Origin of the sequence: Pseudomonas sp. NFPP12, assembly GCF_900103205.1 — a bacterium.
In the GTDB taxonomy this organism is placed as follows: domain Bacteria; phylum Pseudomonadota; class Gammaproteobacteria; order Pseudomonadales; family Pseudomonadaceae; genus Aquipseudomonas; species Aquipseudomonas protegens.
Window position 1 is genome coordinate 212,509 of the sequence record NZ_FMWW01000002.1, and the last position, 14,191, is coordinate 226,699.

At 64.4% G+C, this 14,191-nt stretch carries 11 protein-coding genes; 3 read left to right on the plus strand and 8 right to left on the minus strand.

The genetic code is table 11. The annotated features are described in order from the left end of the window. Positions 1 to 184: 184 nt before the first annotated feature. From BLS75_RS08495 to BLS75_RS08515, 5 genes are all read right to left on the minus strand, one after another. On the minus strand, positions 185 to 1,966 hold the full coding sequence (locus BLS75_RS08495) for an ABC transporter ATP-binding protein (protein ID WP_169892275.1): 1,782 nt from the start codon (positions 1,964 to 1,966) through the stop codon (positions 185 to 187). Between the two features lie 31 nt (positions 1,967 to 1,997). Next, positions 1,998 to 2,600 (minus strand): DsbA family protein, encoded by a 603-nt coding sequence (locus BLS75_RS08500; protein ID WP_169892285.1) that lies wholly within the window; start codon positions 2,598 to 2,600, stop codon positions 1,998 to 2,000. A gap of 36 nt (positions 2,601 to 2,636) precedes the next feature. Then, the gene (locus tag BLS75_RS08505) at positions 2,637 to 3,578 is read right to left on the minus strand and encodes an oxygen-dependent tRNA uridine(34) hydroxylase TrhO (protein WP_011062595.1); all 942 of its coding nucleotides are present in this window, start codon (positions 3,576 to 3,578) and stop codon (positions 2,637 to 2,639) included. A 102-nt stretch (positions 3,579 to 3,680) separates the two neighbouring features. Next, positions 3,681 to 3,980, minus strand: coding sequence for a BolA family protein (locus BLS75_RS08510; protein WP_011062596.1), 300 nt, complete (start codon positions 3,978 to 3,980; stop codon positions 3,681 to 3,683). Between the two features lie 12 nt (positions 3,981 to 3,992). After that, the gene (locus tag BLS75_RS08515; RefSeq protein WP_015636579.1) at positions 3,993 to 4,508 is read right to left on the minus strand and encodes a DUF2059 domain-containing protein; all 516 of its coding nucleotides are present in this window, start codon (positions 4,506 to 4,508) and stop codon (positions 3,993 to 3,995) included. A 193-nt stretch (positions 4,509 to 4,701) separates the two neighbouring features. Here BLS75_RS08515 and BLS75_RS08520 point away from each other — a divergent pair, with 193 nt between their 5' ends. After that, positions 4,702 to 6,096: a class II fumarate hydratase gene (locus tag BLS75_RS08520; protein ID WP_011062598.1), complete on the plus strand. Its 1,395-nt coding sequence runs from the start codon at positions 4,702 to 4,704 to the stop codon at positions 6,094 to 6,096. 73 nt (positions 6,097 to 6,169) lie between these two features. On the opposite strand, the gene BLS75_RS08525 is transcribed toward BLS75_RS08520, so the two are convergent. The 3 genes from BLS75_RS08525 to pap all read right to left on the minus strand — a co-directional run bounded on the left by BLS75_RS08525 (position 6,170) and on the right by pap (position 10,087). Continuing rightward, positions 6,170 to 7,129 (minus strand): DMT family transporter, encoded by a 960-nt coding sequence (locus BLS75_RS08525; protein WP_019093385.1) that lies wholly within the window; start codon positions 7,127 to 7,129, stop codon positions 6,170 to 6,172. A 147-nt stretch (positions 7,130 to 7,276) separates the two neighbouring features. Further along, on the minus strand, positions 7,277 to 8,461 hold the full coding sequence (locus tag BLS75_RS08530) for a thiolase family protein (RefSeq protein WP_072450649.1): 1,185 nt from the start codon (positions 8,459 to 8,461) through the stop codon (positions 7,277 to 7,279). 102 nt (positions 8,462 to 8,563) lie between these two features. Further along, positions 8,564 to 10,087: a polyphosphate:AMP phosphotransferase gene (pap, locus tag BLS75_RS08535; RefSeq protein WP_072450650.1), complete on the minus strand. Its 1,524-nt coding sequence runs from the start codon at positions 10,085 to 10,087 to the stop codon at positions 8,564 to 8,566. Between the two features lie 149 nt (positions 10,088 to 10,236). Between pap and mnmC the strand changes: the two genes are divergently transcribed. Then, positions 10,237 to 12,213: a bifunctional tRNA (5-methylaminomethyl-2-thiouridine)(34)-methyltransferase MnmC2/FAD-dependent 5-carboxymethylaminomethyl-2-thiouridine(34) oxidoreductase MnmC1 gene (gene mnmC / locus BLS75_RS08540; protein WP_072450651.1), complete on the plus strand. Its 1,977-nt coding sequence runs from the start codon at positions 10,237 to 10,239 to the stop codon at positions 12,211 to 12,213. A 203-nt stretch (positions 12,214 to 12,416) separates the two neighbouring features. Then, positions 12,417 to 14,189, plus strand: coding sequence for an N-acetylglutaminylglutamine amidotransferase (locus tag BLS75_RS08545; RefSeq protein ID WP_072450652.1), 1,773 nt, complete (start codon positions 12,417 to 12,419; stop codon positions 14,187 to 14,189). The last annotated feature ends 2 nt before the right edge of the window (positions 14,190 to 14,191 follow it).

The following is a 14,191-nucleotide window of genomic DNA, read 5'->3' on the forward strand; positions in this document are numbered from 1 at the left end:
AAATGAACACCCAGTAGTTGCGCCTCAGACAGCACAGGTTAGGCCAATTTCCACAGAACCGGCGCAGGGCAGGCTGCCGCTGGCGCAGACCGGCTGGGGAAACGGGCCGCCGCACTAAAGCTGAAACGGTTGTTCCACCAGGAAATTCAAGCACTAAGCACAGAAAGACGGATAAAACTCAAGGCTATCGAACCTGCTGCAAATGCCCGTACAGCTTGGCGTAAAGGCCGCCATCGGCAATCAGCTGCTGATGGTCGCCATCTTCGGCAATCTGCCCGCCATCGAACACCAAAACCCGGTCCGCCTGTTTTACCGCTGACAAGCGATGGGCAATGATCAGCGTAGTCCGCCCACGCAGAAAACGCGTCAAGGCCTGATGCAGGTTGTACTCGGTGGCGGCATCCAGGGCGGAAGTGGCCTCATCGAGGATCACCACCTTGGGCTCGGCCAGAACCATCCGCGCAATCGCCAGGCGCTGGCGCTGGCCCCCGGACAAACGCACGCCGGAACGCCCCACCACGCTGTCCAGCCCCTGCGGCAAGGCCCTGACGGTAGCGTCCAACTGGGCAATTTCCAGGGCCTGCCAGCAGGCTTCGTCACTGCGCTCGCGCCCCATGGCCAGGTTGGCGCGGATGGTGTCGTTGAACAGCGCGGGATGCTGCAACACCACCGCCACGTTCTCCCGCACCGTCTCCAGGCCAATTTCCTGCTGGGTCGAACCACCAAAGCGGATCACCCCGGTCTGCGGTGTGTAGAGCCCCAGCAGCAACTGCACCAGGGTGCTCTTGCCGCCACCGCTGGCACCGACAATGGCTACCTTTTCACCGGGAGCGATGGACAGGTCCATATTGTCCAGCACCCGCTCGTCACCGTAGCCGAAGCTCAAGCCGCGGACCTCGATGCCGACGGTCTCGCGCCCCACGAACGGGTCCGCACCCGGGCCGTACTGCGGTTCGTCGGCCCGCGCCAGCAGCTCGTTGATCCGGGTCAGTGCGCCGCCCGCGGCGTAGTAGGCGTATTGCAGGTTCAGCAACTGTTCCACCGGCCCGATCATGAACCACAGGTAACTGAATACCGCCAGCATCTGGCCGATGGACAGGTCGGAGAACAACACGGTCAGCATCGCCGCCGCGCGGAAGATATCGATGCCGAACTGGAATAGCAGCCCGCTGGCGCGGCCCGAGGCATCGCTTTTCCATTGCGAGGCCACAGCGTAGTCCCGCACCTCCTCGGCACGCCGCCCCAGGCGCCCGAGAAAGTAGCCCTGGCGATTGCTCGCGCGAATTTCCTGGATAGCCTCCAGGGTCTCGGTCAGGGCCTGGGTAAAGCGCGAGGTGCTGTCGTTTTCCAGCTTTTTCAGGTGCTTGACCCGCTTGCCCAACTGCACCGTGGCGAAGATCACCAGCGGGTTGAACAGCAGGATCAGCAAGGCCAGTTTCCAGTGCATCCACATCAGGATGCCCGCTGTGCCCACCAGGGTCAGCATGGCCACCAGGAAGCGGCTGAGGGTCTCACCGACGAACTTGTCCACAGTGTCCAGGTCGGTGACCAGGTGAGTGGTGACCGTACCGCCCCCCAGGCTTTCGTATTCCCCCAGGGAAATGCGCTTGAGCCGCTCGATCAGTCGCACGCGGATGCGGTAGACGATGTCCTTGGCCAGCCCGGCAAACAGCCGCGCCTGAATCACGTTGAACACCAGCGCCGAGCAGCGCAGGATCAGCGTCACCATGAGCATCAGGCCGATATAGCCAGCGGCACTCTGCCATCCCTGGGGCAGGAAGCGGTTCATCACCTGCAAAGCGGCATCGCCGTGCCCCAACAGCACCTCATCCACCAGCAAGGGCAGCAGCAGCGGGATCGGCACACTGCACAGGGTCGCCAGCACAGCGACGCCGTTGGCGATCCACAGAGATTTCTTGTGCTCAAGAGCCAGGCGACGGATATGCGCCCAGCTCAGGCGATCGATCGGCTTACCGCTGACGCTTGAATCCACCGGTTCAGGCACAGGCGGCGCGCTCCAACCAGCGCCCCAACAGAGGGGACAGCTCGCTCAGCGGCTGATAGCCGTTGGTCAGCAATGCCAACTGGCCATTACGCTCGGCCAGCAAGGTAGGAAAGCCGGCGATTCCCAGGTCCTGGACCCAGGTGAAATCCGCCGCGGTAGCCACATGCTGCTCGGCTCGGTCGAAGGCCTCGGCGAATTCGATGCGCGGCACCCCTGCCCGCTCCGCCAGCTCCACCAGCACACTGGCCAGGGTGACATCCCGGCCTTCGACATAGAACGCCTGCTGGATCAGCCCCAGCAGGGTCCAGGCGCAGTCCGCCGCCAGGCCACGTGCGGTGACGATGGCGCGACAGGCCGGTTCGGTGTCATAGACAAAGCCATCGGGCAAGGCGCCCTCGAAGCCGAACGGTTGGCCGGTGGCCTGGTGCACCGCCTGCCAGTGCTCGAGGATGTAGCGCCGGGTATTGGGTTCCAGGGCCGCACCGCTACCGGTACGCAAGCCCCCCACCACCAGGTGCACCTCGACCCCGGCGGCCCGGGCCTGCTCCGCCAGGGCCTGGGCCACGGGCGCAAAGCCCCAGCACCATGAACACATCGGGTCCATCACATAGAGCAGGCGGGCAGACATGGCTCAAGCCTCGGAAGAAGATTGCTTGTAGTTGTAACCAATCGGGTGCGGCATGTTGCGAGCCTTGGCCAATTCGATCTGCTTCTGCCGGTCGATGGCGCTGCGGCGGGTCTTCTCGCTCAGCTTGTCCCAGCAGTGCGGGCAGCTGATACCAGGCACATAGTGCTCGGATGCACGATCCTCGACGCTCACTGGAGTACGGCAGGCATGACATTGATCGTAGTCGCCTTCGCTCAGGTCGTGGCGCACGGTGACCCGGTTATCGAACACGAAGCAGTCGCCCTGCCATTTGCTCTCTTGCTGCGGTACCTCTTCGAGGTACTTGAGGATCCCGCCCTTGAGGTGGAACACCTCGTCGAAGCCTTCGCTGAGCATGTAGCTCGAGGCCTTCTCGCAACGGATGCCGCCGGTGCAGAACATCGCCACCTTCTTGTGCTTGCTCGGGTCGAAGTGGGCTTTGATGTAGTCCGGGAACTCGCGGAAGCTGGTGGTCTTGGGGTCGATGGCGCCTTCGAAGGTGCCAATGGACACTTCATAGTCGTTGCGGGTATCGATCAGCAGCACTTCCGGATCGCTGATCAGGGCGTTCCAGTCCTGAGGCTCGACGTAGGTCCCGACCTTCTTGTTGGGATCGACGCCGGGCACGCCCAGGGTAACGATCTCTTTCTTGAGCTTGACCTTGGTGCGGTAGAACGGCTGCTCGTCGCAGTAGGATTCCTTGTGATCGATATCCACCATGCGCGGGTCGTTCTTCAGCCAGGCCAGCAGCCCGTCGATGCCTTCGCGGCTGCCGGAAACCGTGCCGTTGATGCCTTCTTCGGCAATCAGCAAGGTGCCCTTGATGCCGTTGTCGAGCATTGCCTGCAACAGGGGCTCACGCAGGTTGACGTAATCTTCGAGGGTGACGAACTTGTACAGTGCCGCCACGACAATAGGTTGTGCCATGGGTAATCTCCAGGTGGCTACCCTCGTAAAGGGTGAACCGGATGCAAAAAAAAACGCGCCGGCATAAGCGGCGCGTTGCGGATTCTAACAAAAAAACCGCGGTTAATGCTGACTGCCACCGGCACAGGTCGGCGAAGCCGGAGCCACACCGATCTTCGACCATTCCTCAGGCGTATAAGTGTGCAGCGCCAACGCATGGAACTGGCCCATCAGCTCACCCAGGGTGGCGTAGACCTTCTGATGGCGCTTGACGCTGTTGAGGCCGGCGAACTGTTCGCTGACCAGTACCGCCTTGAAGTGGGTTTCCAGGCCACGGCTGTGCATGTGGCTTTCATCCAGCACTTGCAGGTGCTCGGGCTGCAATGCCCCGAGCGCCGCTTCGATACGTTGTTGCATGGTCATTGCGGGCTCCGCTTACTTCTTCTTCGCCGGGGCAGCCTTGGGCTCGAGCTCGGCGGTCATGTCGGCCAGCAGCTTGTTCACCACCGGTACCGCGCTTTCCAGCTTGGCCTGGGTCATCTGCGCCGATTGCTGGGTCAGCTGGGGCATTTTTTCCAGGACTTTCTTGCCCAGTGGCGACTGATAGAAAGCCACCAGTTCCTTGAGCTCCGATTCGCTGAAATTGCTGGTGTAGAGCTTGACCATGTCCGGCTTCAGCTTGTTCCAGCCAATGGCCTGGTCCAGGGCGGCATTGGCCTTGGCCTGGTAGGTTTCCAGCAGGGCACGCTTGGATTCCGGGGCTTTGGTCTGCTCGAAGCGCTGGGCGAACATTTGCTGAACTTGCATGTACACCGGGGTACCGAGCTTGTCCGCATGGGCCAGGGTCAGGAAGGCCTCGGCACTGGCGTTGTGGCTGGCGGTATCGGCAAGAACCTGGCCGCTGGCACACACCAGAACAACCGCGGTACAGATGGCACGAAAACGGGTCATCGAGTTTCCTTTATCTAGCAGGCGAGGTAGAACCCCAAGGGCGCCCATTCTGCGCCTATTAATCCGCGTCCCTCAACCCCACGCCGACCGGCCCCCCATTTTGCTCGGCCATGGCGGGGAAAAACCCCCGGCATGGAACCCGAGCCGCGGATCACGGCCTAAACTGGCCTGTCAGACTAGGAGGATTGCCACGATGAACCGAATCGAAACCGACAGCCTGGGCCAGGTTGAAGTCCCGCAAGAAGCCTACTGGGGCGCGCAGACCCAACGTTCGCTGGTCAACTTCGCCATCGGCAACGAACGCATGCCCTTGGCGGTGCTGCATGCCCTGGCCCTGATCAAGAAAGCCGCGGCGCGGGTCAACGACCGCAACGGCGACATCCCTGCCGATATCGCCCGCCTGATCGAACAGGCCGCCGACGAAGTGCTCGCGGGCGAGCATGACGACCAGTTCCCTCTGGTGGTGTGGCAGACCGGCAGCGGTACCCAAAGCAACATGAACGTCAACGAAGTGCTGGCTGGACGGGCCAACGAGCTCGCGGGCAACCCTCGGGGCGGCAAGACGCCGGTGCACCCCAATGACCACGTCAATCGCTCGCAAAGCTCCAACGACTGCTTCCCCACTGCCATGCACATTGCGGCGGCCCAGGCCGTGCAGTTCCAGTTGCTGCCAGCGATCACCGAGCTCTCCGGCGGCCTGGCCGAGCTGTCGGCGCGGCACATGAAGCTGGTGAAGACCGGTCGCACCCACATGATGGACGCCACCCCCATTACCTTCGGCCAGGAAATCTCGGCCTTCATCGCCCAACTGGGGTACGCCGAGCGCGCCATCCGCAGCGCTTTGCCGGCCGTCTGCGAACTGGCCCAGGGCGGCACCGCGGTAGGCACGGGGCTCAACTCACCCCACGGTTTCGGCGAGGCCATCGCCGCCGAGTTGGCGGCGCTCTCGGGCCTGCCCTTCGTCACGGCGTCGAACAAGTTCGCCGCCCTGGCCGGCCATGAACCACTGACCAGCCTTTCCGGCGCCCTGAAGACCCTCGCCGTGTGCCTGATGAAAATTGCCAACGACCTGCGCCTGCTGGGCTCCGGGCCACGGGCAGGCCTGGCCGAGGTCAAGCTGCCCGCCAACGAGCCCGGCAGCTCGATCATGCCCGGCAAGGTCAACCCGACCCAGTGCGAAGCCCTGTCGATGCTGGCCTGCCAGGTCATGGGCAACGATGTGACCATCGGCTTTGCCGCCAGCCAGGGCCACCTGCAACTGAACGTGTTCAAGCCGGTGATCATCCACAACCTGCTGCAATCGATCCGCCTGCTGGCCGATGGCTGCAGCAACTTCCAGCACCATTGCATCGCCGGGCTGGAGCCCGACCCGCAACAGATGGCCGCGCACCTGGAGCGCGGGCTGATGCTGGTGACCGCGCTCAATACCCATATCGGCTACGACAAGGCCGCCGAGATCGCCAAGAAGGCCTATGCCGAGAACCTGACCTTGCGCGAGGCGGCGCTGGAACTCGGGTACCTGACCGATGAACAGTTCGATGCCTGGGTCCGCCCGGAAAACATGCTGGAGGCCGGGAAGCAGGGGTAAGACCGCAGTCGCCTTCGCTAGCGAGCCAGCTCATGCCACAACCCGACTGCAGGAGCTGGCTCGCCAGCGAAGCTCAGCCCGCCGCGATCCGCTGCCGCCGCGCTCGCAACCCCGCCATCAGCGACGGACCCAGTGCCGTCAGCGCCGACCCCAGCACCACCAGCAGCGCCCCGCCATAGCCCAGGCCATTGATCTGCTCGGCCTGCACATACTCGGGCCAGAGCCAGGCGGCCCAAGCCACCGCGACAAAGGTCACCAGCGGCGTAATGGCCAGGGTCGCGCTGACCCGCGACGCTTCCCAATGGGCCAGAGCCTCGGCAAAGGCGCCATAGGCAATCAGGGTATTGAGGCAGCACGCCAGCAACAGCCAACCCTGCAACGGGTTCAATTCCAGCGCCTCCAGCGGGTGAGCCCAAGGGGTGAGCAACAAGGCGCAGAACAGGTAGATCACCATCATTACCTGCAGGGAATTCCACACGCTCAGCAGTTGCTTCTGGCCCAGGGCGTAGAAGGTCCAGACCGCGGAAGCGGCAAGAATGGTCAGGACCCCCGCGGTGTAGTCGCTCAGGGAAGTCAGCAGTTCGCTCAGGCGCTGATTGAAGAACAGCCCAAAGCCGATCAGCAGCACCAGAAGCCCCAGGCCCTGGCCGAGACTGAACCGCTCCTTGAATACGAACAGGCTGGCGATCAATAGCAGGATAGGCCCCATCTGCACCACCAGTTGCGCGGTGCCCGGGCTCAACAGATTGAGGCCCATGAGGTACAGCACGTAATTGCCTACCAGGCCACAGACCGAGATCGGCACCAGCCAGATACCCTTGGGCCCCAGCACCCGCCAGCGCGGCAGGCGCCCCACCGCCGCCAGGTAGGCCAGCAGGCAGCCACCGGACACCGTCAGGCGAAACCAGGTCACGGTGACCGGGTCCATCACTTGCAGTACCTGCTTGAGCTTGATGGGCAGGATGCCCCACAACAGCGCGGTCAATAAGGCCAGGAACAGACCATAGACCCAGCGACCGGACGAGACGTGCATGCGAACCCCACAAGGCCTTACGAGCAAGGCTCACATACTAGGCCCGCGCCGGCAGCCGACACAGAGACAGTTGGCGACAAAGCGCAAACAGGATTGTGCAGGTCGCAAACCGGCCCCACGGGAGCCGGCTTGCCGACGAAGCGAAACCTAGCGTACCGCCTCGAACAACCCCGTGGCCCCCATGCCGCCGCCCACGCACATGGTGACGATGCCATAGCGCAGGTTGCGCCGCTGCAGCTCGCGCACCAGATGCCCGACCTGACGCGAGCCGGTCATGCCGAACGGGTGGCCGATGGAGATCGAGCCGCCATTGACGTTGTAACGGGCGTTGTCGATCTCCAGGCGGTCGCGGGCATACAGGCACTGGGAAGCGAACGCTTCATTGAGCTCCCAAAGATCGATGTCAGCCACGCTCAGGCCCTTGGCCTTGAGCAGCTTGGGCACCGAGAACACCGGGCCGATACCCATCTCGTCCGGCTCGCAGCCGGCCACGGTAAAGCCGCGGAAGAACGCCTTGGGCTTGAGCCCCAGGGCCAGGGCCCGCTCCAGGCTCATCACCAGGGTCATCGAAGCACCGTCGGACAGCTGCGAGGAATTGCCCGCCGTCACCGAACCGTCGTCGGCAAACACCGGCTTCAACGCCGCGAGATTTTCCAGGGTGGTGTCGGGGCGGTTGCAATCGTCGCGGTCCACCACGCCATCAAGGATCTGCACCTCACCGGTGTTCTTGTCCTCGACCTTGTACTTGACCGTCATCGGCACGATCTCGTCGCTGAAAAGGCCGGCGGCCTGGGCCAGGGCGGTACGCTGCTGGCTTTGCAGGGAGTAGCGGTCCTGGGCTTCGCGGCTGACACTGTAGCGCCGGGCCACCACTTCGGCGGTCTGGCCCATGGGGAAGTAGATGCCCGGTACCTGCTCCTTGAGCAGCGGATTGACCAGGTTTTCGGTGTTGACGCTCTTCATGGTCAGGCTGATGGATTCGACGCCACCGGCCACGATGATGTCGCTGCAGCCGGAGGCGATCTGGTTGGCGGCGATGGCGATCGCTTGCAGGCCCGAGGAACAGAAGCGGTTGAGGGTCATCCCCGCGGTACCGGTGCCCAGGGCCGAGAGCACCGCGACGTTGCGCCCTATGTTGAAACCCTGGGCCCCTTCATTGGAACCGGCGCCGACGATGCAGTCCTCGACACTGGCCGGGTCGATGCCGTTGCGGGCGAGCAGCGCATTGACGCAGTGGGCGGCCATGTCATCCGGACGGGTCTGGTTGAACTTGCCCCGAAAGGACTTGGCCAGGCCAGTCCGTACGCTGTCGACGATCACCACTTCACGCATGACGCACCTCATTGTTGTTGGCGGCAGGAAGAGCATCGAGCATAGATCCCCCTCCTGTCCCGCCGCGACAATCATTCACTGGGCGTATGCGCGACCATCGACCTACTTCTTGTCTTTCTTGTCTTTCTTGTCGTGCTTGTCCGAGCGCTCGAACGCGGCTTCCAGCGCGCGGTTGATGGTGCGCAGAACCTTGACCCGGGCCCAGCGCTTGTCGTTGGCCTCCACCAGAGTCCAGGGCGACACCTCGGTGCTGGTGCGGTCGACCATGTCGCCGACGGCAGCGCGGTAATCGTCCCACTTGTCGCGGTTGCGCCAGTCGTCCTCGGTGATCTTGAAACGTTTGAAGGGAATCTCCTCCCGGGCCTGGAAGCGCTCCAGCTGGGTGTCCTTGTCGATGGCCAGCCAGAACTTGACGACGATCACCCGGGCATCGGCCAACTGCTCCTCGAAGTCGTTGATCTCGCTGTAGGCCCGCAACCAGTCGGCGGGGCTGCAGAAGCCCTCGATGCGCTCCACCAGCACCCGGCCGTACCAGGAACGATCGAAGATGGTGAACTTGCCCCGGGCCGGGATATGCCGCCAGAAACGCCAGAGATAGGGCTGGGCGCGCTCCTCTTCCGTGGGCGCGGCAATCGGCACGATGCTGTACTGGCGCGGGTCCAGGGCCGCCGCGACCCGGCGGATGGCCCCGCCCTTGCCCGCCGCGTCGTTGCCTTCGAACACCGCCACCAGGGCGTGCTTGCGCATGCGCTTGTCCCGCAGCAGGCCGGCCAGGCGCGCCTGCTCGGTAATCAGTTGTTCTTCGTAGTCGTCCTTGTCCAGGTGCTGGGTCATGTCCAGGCTGTCCAGCAGGCTGAGCTGATCCACCGCCGGAGGCAGCGGCGCCGCGTTGACCTGGGTGGCTCGCAGGGGCTGGCGGTTCAGCGCGCTTTGCAGCCCTTCCAGGAGAATCCGCCCCACGGTAAGGCTGCGGTAATGCGGATCGACGCCCTCGATCACGTGCCAGGGCGCATAGTCGCGGCTGGTGCGGCGCAGCACGCGCTCGCCGTACTTGACGAACTTGTCGTAGGTTTCTGACTGCTGCCAGTCCAGCGGGCTGATGCGCCAGCTGTGCAGCGGGTCGTCCTGCAACGCCTTGAGGCGGGCCTTCATCTGTTTCTTGGACAGGTGGAACCAGAACTTGAAGATCAGTGCGCCTTCATCGCAGAGCATCTTCTCCAGGCGCTCGGCGCCGTTGATCGCCTGGTCCAGGCGTGGGTCCTTGATCTCGCCATGGACCCGGCTCTGCAGCATCTGGCTGTACCAGTTGCCGAAGAACACCCCCATGCGCCCCTTGGCCGGAAGCATCCGCCAGTAGCGCCAGGCCGGTGGCCGCGACAGTTCCTCGTCGGTCTGCTGGTCGAAGGTGCGCACCTCGATCAGCCGCGGGTCCATCCATTCGTTGAGCAGCTTGACCGTCTCGCCCTTGCCCGCACCCTCGATCCCGTTGATCAGCACGATCACCGGAAAGTTCGCCTTCTGGCGCAGTTCGAACTGGGCTTCGAGCAAGGCCTCGCGCAACGCCGGCACCTCGGCATCGTAGGTTTCTTTGTCGATGGCGTGACCGATTTCAGCGGATTCGAACATGGGTGGCTCCCTTCCAAGAATTTTCCAAGACTAGCGGATCGACCTCGGCCAGGGAAAACAAATCCCCCGAACCTGCAGCGCCTTGCCATGGATCAAGCGCCGCCGGCGCGATGGGCTAGAATGGCCGCCTTGCGCAACATGAGCCGAACATGATCCCTGAACTGCCCCACGCCCAGCTCGACTGGGACGACCAAGGACGCCCGCGCTCGCGGGTCTTCGACGATGTGTACTTCTCCAGCGAATCGGGCCTGGATGAAACCCGCCACGTGTTCATCGAACAGAACCGCCTGGGCCAGCGCTTTGCCGCCCTGGCCGATGGCGAACGCTTCGTTATCGGTGAAACCGGCTTCGGCACCGGGCTGAACTTTCTCTGCGCCTGGCAGTTGTTCCAGCAACAGGCCCCGACCGGTGCCCGGCTGCATTTCGTCAGTGTGGAAAAGTACCCCTTGAGCCCTGCCGACCTGCAACGGGCCCTGGCCCTGTGGCCGGAACTGGCGAGCCTCTGTGCACCGCTGCTTGAGCAGTACGTGGCAGTGCATGGCGGCTTCCAGCGCATCGTGCTGGAGGGCGGGCGAGTGACCCTGACCCTGCTGATCGGCGATGCCCTGGAGCAACTGCCGCAACTGGACGCCCAGGTCGATGCCTGGTTTCTCGACGGTTTCGCACCGGCCAAGAACCCCGACATGTGGACCGCCGAGCTCTTCGCCGAACTGGCGCGCCTGGCCGCCCCAGGTTCCACTATCAGTACCTTCACCAGCACCGGCTGGGTGCGCCGGCTGCTGAACAGTGCCGGCTTCAAGATGAAACGTACCCCGGGCATCGGCCACAAATGGGAGGTACTGCGAGGCGAGTTCCTCGGCTGGCCGGAGGATGCGCCGGCGCCGGCCAGGGCCAGGCCCTGGTTCGCCCGCCCCGCACTGCGAGAGAAGACCGCCCTGGTGATCGGCGGCGGGCTGGCCGGTTGTGCCAGCGCCGCCAGCCTGGCCGCCCGCGGCTGGCAGGTGCAATTGCTCGAGCGTCATGCAGAGCTGGCCCGGGAGGCCTCGGGCAATCCCCAGGGCGTGCTCTACCTCAAGCTCTCGGCCCACGGCACCGCTCTGTCGCAGATGATCCTCAGCGGCTTCGGCTATACCCGGCGCCAACTGGAGCACCTGCAGCGCGGCCAGGACTGGGATGGCTGCGGCGTGCTGCAACTGGCCTTCAACGCCAAGGAAGCCGAGCGCCAGGCCCAACTGGCCGCGGCCTTTCCCGCCGACCTGCTGCACCTGCTGGACCAACCCCAAGCCCAGGCCCGGGCCGGTATCGGCCTTGAGCACGGAGGCCTGTTCTACCCCGAAGGTGGCTGGGTGCATCCGCCGGCCCTGTGCCAATGGCAGGCCAGCCACCCGCGGATCCAGGTCCTGGCACACCGGGAAGTCCTGGAACTGCGCCGGGTCGATGAGCAATGGCAAGCCTGGGACGGCGACCGGATGCTGGCCAGCGCCGCGGTGGTGATCCTCGCCGGTGCGGCCGAGATCAAGCGCTTCCCGGCCAGCGCCGACCTGCCCCTCAAGCGCATTCGCGGGCAGATCACCCGCCTGCCCCAGACCGCACAAAGCCAGAGCCTGGCCACGGTGGTCTGCGCCGAAGGCTACGTCGCCCCCGCGCGCCTGGGGGAACACACCCTGGGCGCCAGTTTCGACTTCAAGAGCCAGGACCTGACCCCCACCAGCGCCGAGCATGCCGGCAACCTGGAGATGCTGCGGGAAATCTCCAGCGACCTGCTGCACCGCCTGGGTGCCGAGCAACTGCCCCTGGACAGCCTGCAAGGCCGCGCGGCCTTTCGCTGCACCAGCCCGGACTACCTGCCCATCGTCGGCCCCCTGGCGGACCCGCTTGCCTTTGCCGAAACCTACGCCGCCCTGGGCAAGGATGCGCGCCAGGTGCCGGACCTGCCCTGCCCCTGGCTCGACGGCCTGTACATCAACAGTGGCCACGGTTCCCGTGGGCTGATCACCGCGCCGCTGTCCGGCGAGCTGCTGGCCGCCTGGCTGGAAAACGAGCCCCTGCCCCTGCCCAGAAGCGTGGCCGAAGCCTGCCATCCGAACCGTTTTGCCCTGCGTCGCCTGATTCGCGGCAAGGCCTGAAGCAGAGCGGCGGCGCTGACTTTCCAGCGCCGCCAATGGCCGCTGGCCAGCACCAAGCACTACATCCAACCGTCCGGCCCCACTCAACTGCTTATAACCGATCGATCTAAAACTCCCGAGTTACGCACAGGTCAGTTTCCAGGTAGCCGCCCTTTTGACGGCGGCAGATTGACTCTCCCCAACGGAAAAACCGGTAAGGACTTATGTGCGGACTAGCTGGCGAATTACGCTTTGATCATCAACCTGCCGACCTGGCAGCGGTTGAACGAATCACCCACCACCTGGCCCCTCGCGGCCCGGACGCCTGGGGCTTTCACAGCCAGGGCCCGATCGCCCTCGGCCATCGACGGCTGAAAATCATGGACCTTTCGGACGGCTCGGCGCAGCCCATGGTCGACAACCAACTGGGCCTGTCCCTGGCCTTCAATGGCGCGATCTACAACTTCCCCGAACTGCGCGCCGAACTGGAAGCCAAGGGTTATGCCTTCTATTCCGGCGGCGACACTGAGGTGTTGCTCAAGGGCTACCACGCCTGGGGCGCGGACCTGCTGCCCAAGCTCAACGGCATGTTCGCCTTCGCCATCTGGGAGCGCGATGCCCAGCGCCTGTTCATCGCCCGCGACCGCCTCGGGGTCAAGCCGCTGTACCTGTCGCGCACCGGCCAGCGCCTGCGCTTCGCCTCGGCCCTGCCGGCGTTGCTCAAAGGTGGCGACATCAACCCGTTGCTCGACCCCGTGGCGCTCAACCACTACCTGAACTTCCATGCCGTGGTGCCAGCACCGCGAACCCTGCTGGCAGGCATCGAAAAACTGCCGCCGGCCACCTGGATGCGTATCGAGGCCGACGGTCGCACCGAGCAGCAGACCTGGTGGACCCTGCCCTACGGCCCCCGTGCCGACGAAACCAACCTGACTCTGGAAGACTGGCGTGACCGGGTGCTGGACAGCACCCGTGAAGCGGTGGCCATCCGCCAACGGGCAGCGGTGGATGTGGGCGTGCTGCTGTCCGGCGGTGTCGACTCCAGCTTGCTGGTGGGCCTGCTGCGAGAGGTGGGGGTGGACAACCTGTCGACCTTCTCCATCGGCTTCGAGGACGCCGGTGGCGAGCGGGGCGACGAGTTCCAGTACTCCGACCTGATTGCCCGGCACTACGGCACCCGGCATCACCAGTTGCGCATCGATGAACGTGAAATCATCGAACAGTTGCCCGCGGCCTTTCGGGCCATGAGCGAGCCGATGGTCAGCCACGACTGCATCGCTTTCTACCTGCTGTCCCGGGAAGTGGCCAAGCACTGCAAGGTAGTGCAAAGCGGCCAGGGCGCCGACGAACTCTTTGCCGGCTACCACTGGTACCCGCAGGTGGACGGCGCCAGCGACCCCTACGCGGCCTACCGTGCGGCCTTCTTCGACCGCAGCTACGACGACTACGCGGCCACCGTACAACCGCAGTGGCTGACCGCCAACGATGCCGCCGGGGATTTTGTCCGCGAGCATTTCGCCCAGCCCGGCGCCGACGCAGCTGTGGATAAGGCCCTGCGCCTGGACAGCACGGTGATGCTGGTGGATGACCCGGTCAAGCGTGTGGATAACATGACCATGGCCTGGGGCCTGGAGGCGCGCACGCCGTTCCTCGACTACCGCCTGGTGGAGCTTTCGGCCCGGGTGCCGGCGCGCTTCAAGTTGCCGGACGGCGGCAAGCAGGTGCTCAAGGAAGCTGCGCGGCTGGTGATCCCCAGCGAGGTGATCGACCGCAAGAAAGGCTACTTCCCAGTGCCGGGCCTCAAGCACTTGCAGGGCGCGACCCTGGAATGGGTACGCGAACTGCTGCTGGACCCGAGCCAGGATCGCGGCCTGTTCAAGCCGGCCATGCTCGACCGCCTGCTGACCGATCCCCAGGGCCAGTTGACGCCCTTGCGCGGCTCCAAGCTGTGGCAACTGGCGGCATTGAACCTGTGGCTCAGCGAACAAGGAATCTGACC

Bases quoted from the DNA above. Each gene is read 5' to 3' on its own strand.
- pap (WP_072450650.1), bottom strand. From the start codon at position 10,087: ATGTTCGAATCCGCTGAAATCGGTCACGCCATCGACAAAGAAACCTAC.
- BLS75_RS08500 (WP_169892285.1), bottom strand. From the start codon at position 2,600: ATGTGTTCATGGTGCTGGGGCTTTGCGCCCGTGGCCCAGGCCCTGGCG.
- BLS75_RS08520 (WP_011062598.1), top strand. From the start codon at position 4,702: ATGAACCGAATCGAAACCGACAGCCTGGGCCAGGTTGAAGTCCCGCAA.
- BLS75_RS08545 (WP_072450652.1), top strand. From the start codon at position 12,417: ATGTGCGGACTAGCTGGCGAATTACGCTTTGATCATCAACCTGCCGAC.
- BLS75_RS08505 (WP_011062595.1), bottom strand. From the start codon at position 3,578: ATGGCACAACCTATTGTCGTGGCGGCACTGTACAAGTTCGTCACCCTC.
- BLS75_RS08530 (WP_072450649.1), bottom strand. From the start codon at position 8,461: ATGCGTGAAGTGGTGATCGTCGACAGCGTACGGACTGGCCTGGCCAAG.
- BLS75_RS08515 (WP_015636579.1), bottom strand. From the start codon at position 4,508: ATGACCCGTTTTCGTGCCATCTGTACCGCGGTTGTTCTGGTGTGTGCC.
- BLS75_RS08510 (WP_011062596.1), bottom strand. From the start codon at position 3,980: ATGACCATGCAACAACGTATCGAAGCGGCGCTCGGGGCATTGCAGCCC.
- mnmC (WP_072450651.1), top strand. From the start codon at position 10,237: ATGATCCCTGAACTGCCCCACGCCCAGCTCGACTGGGACGACCAAGGA.
- BLS75_RS08525 (WP_019093385.1), bottom strand. From the start codon at position 7,129: ATGCACGTCTCGTCCGGTCGCTGGGTCTATGGTCTGTTCCTGGCCTTA.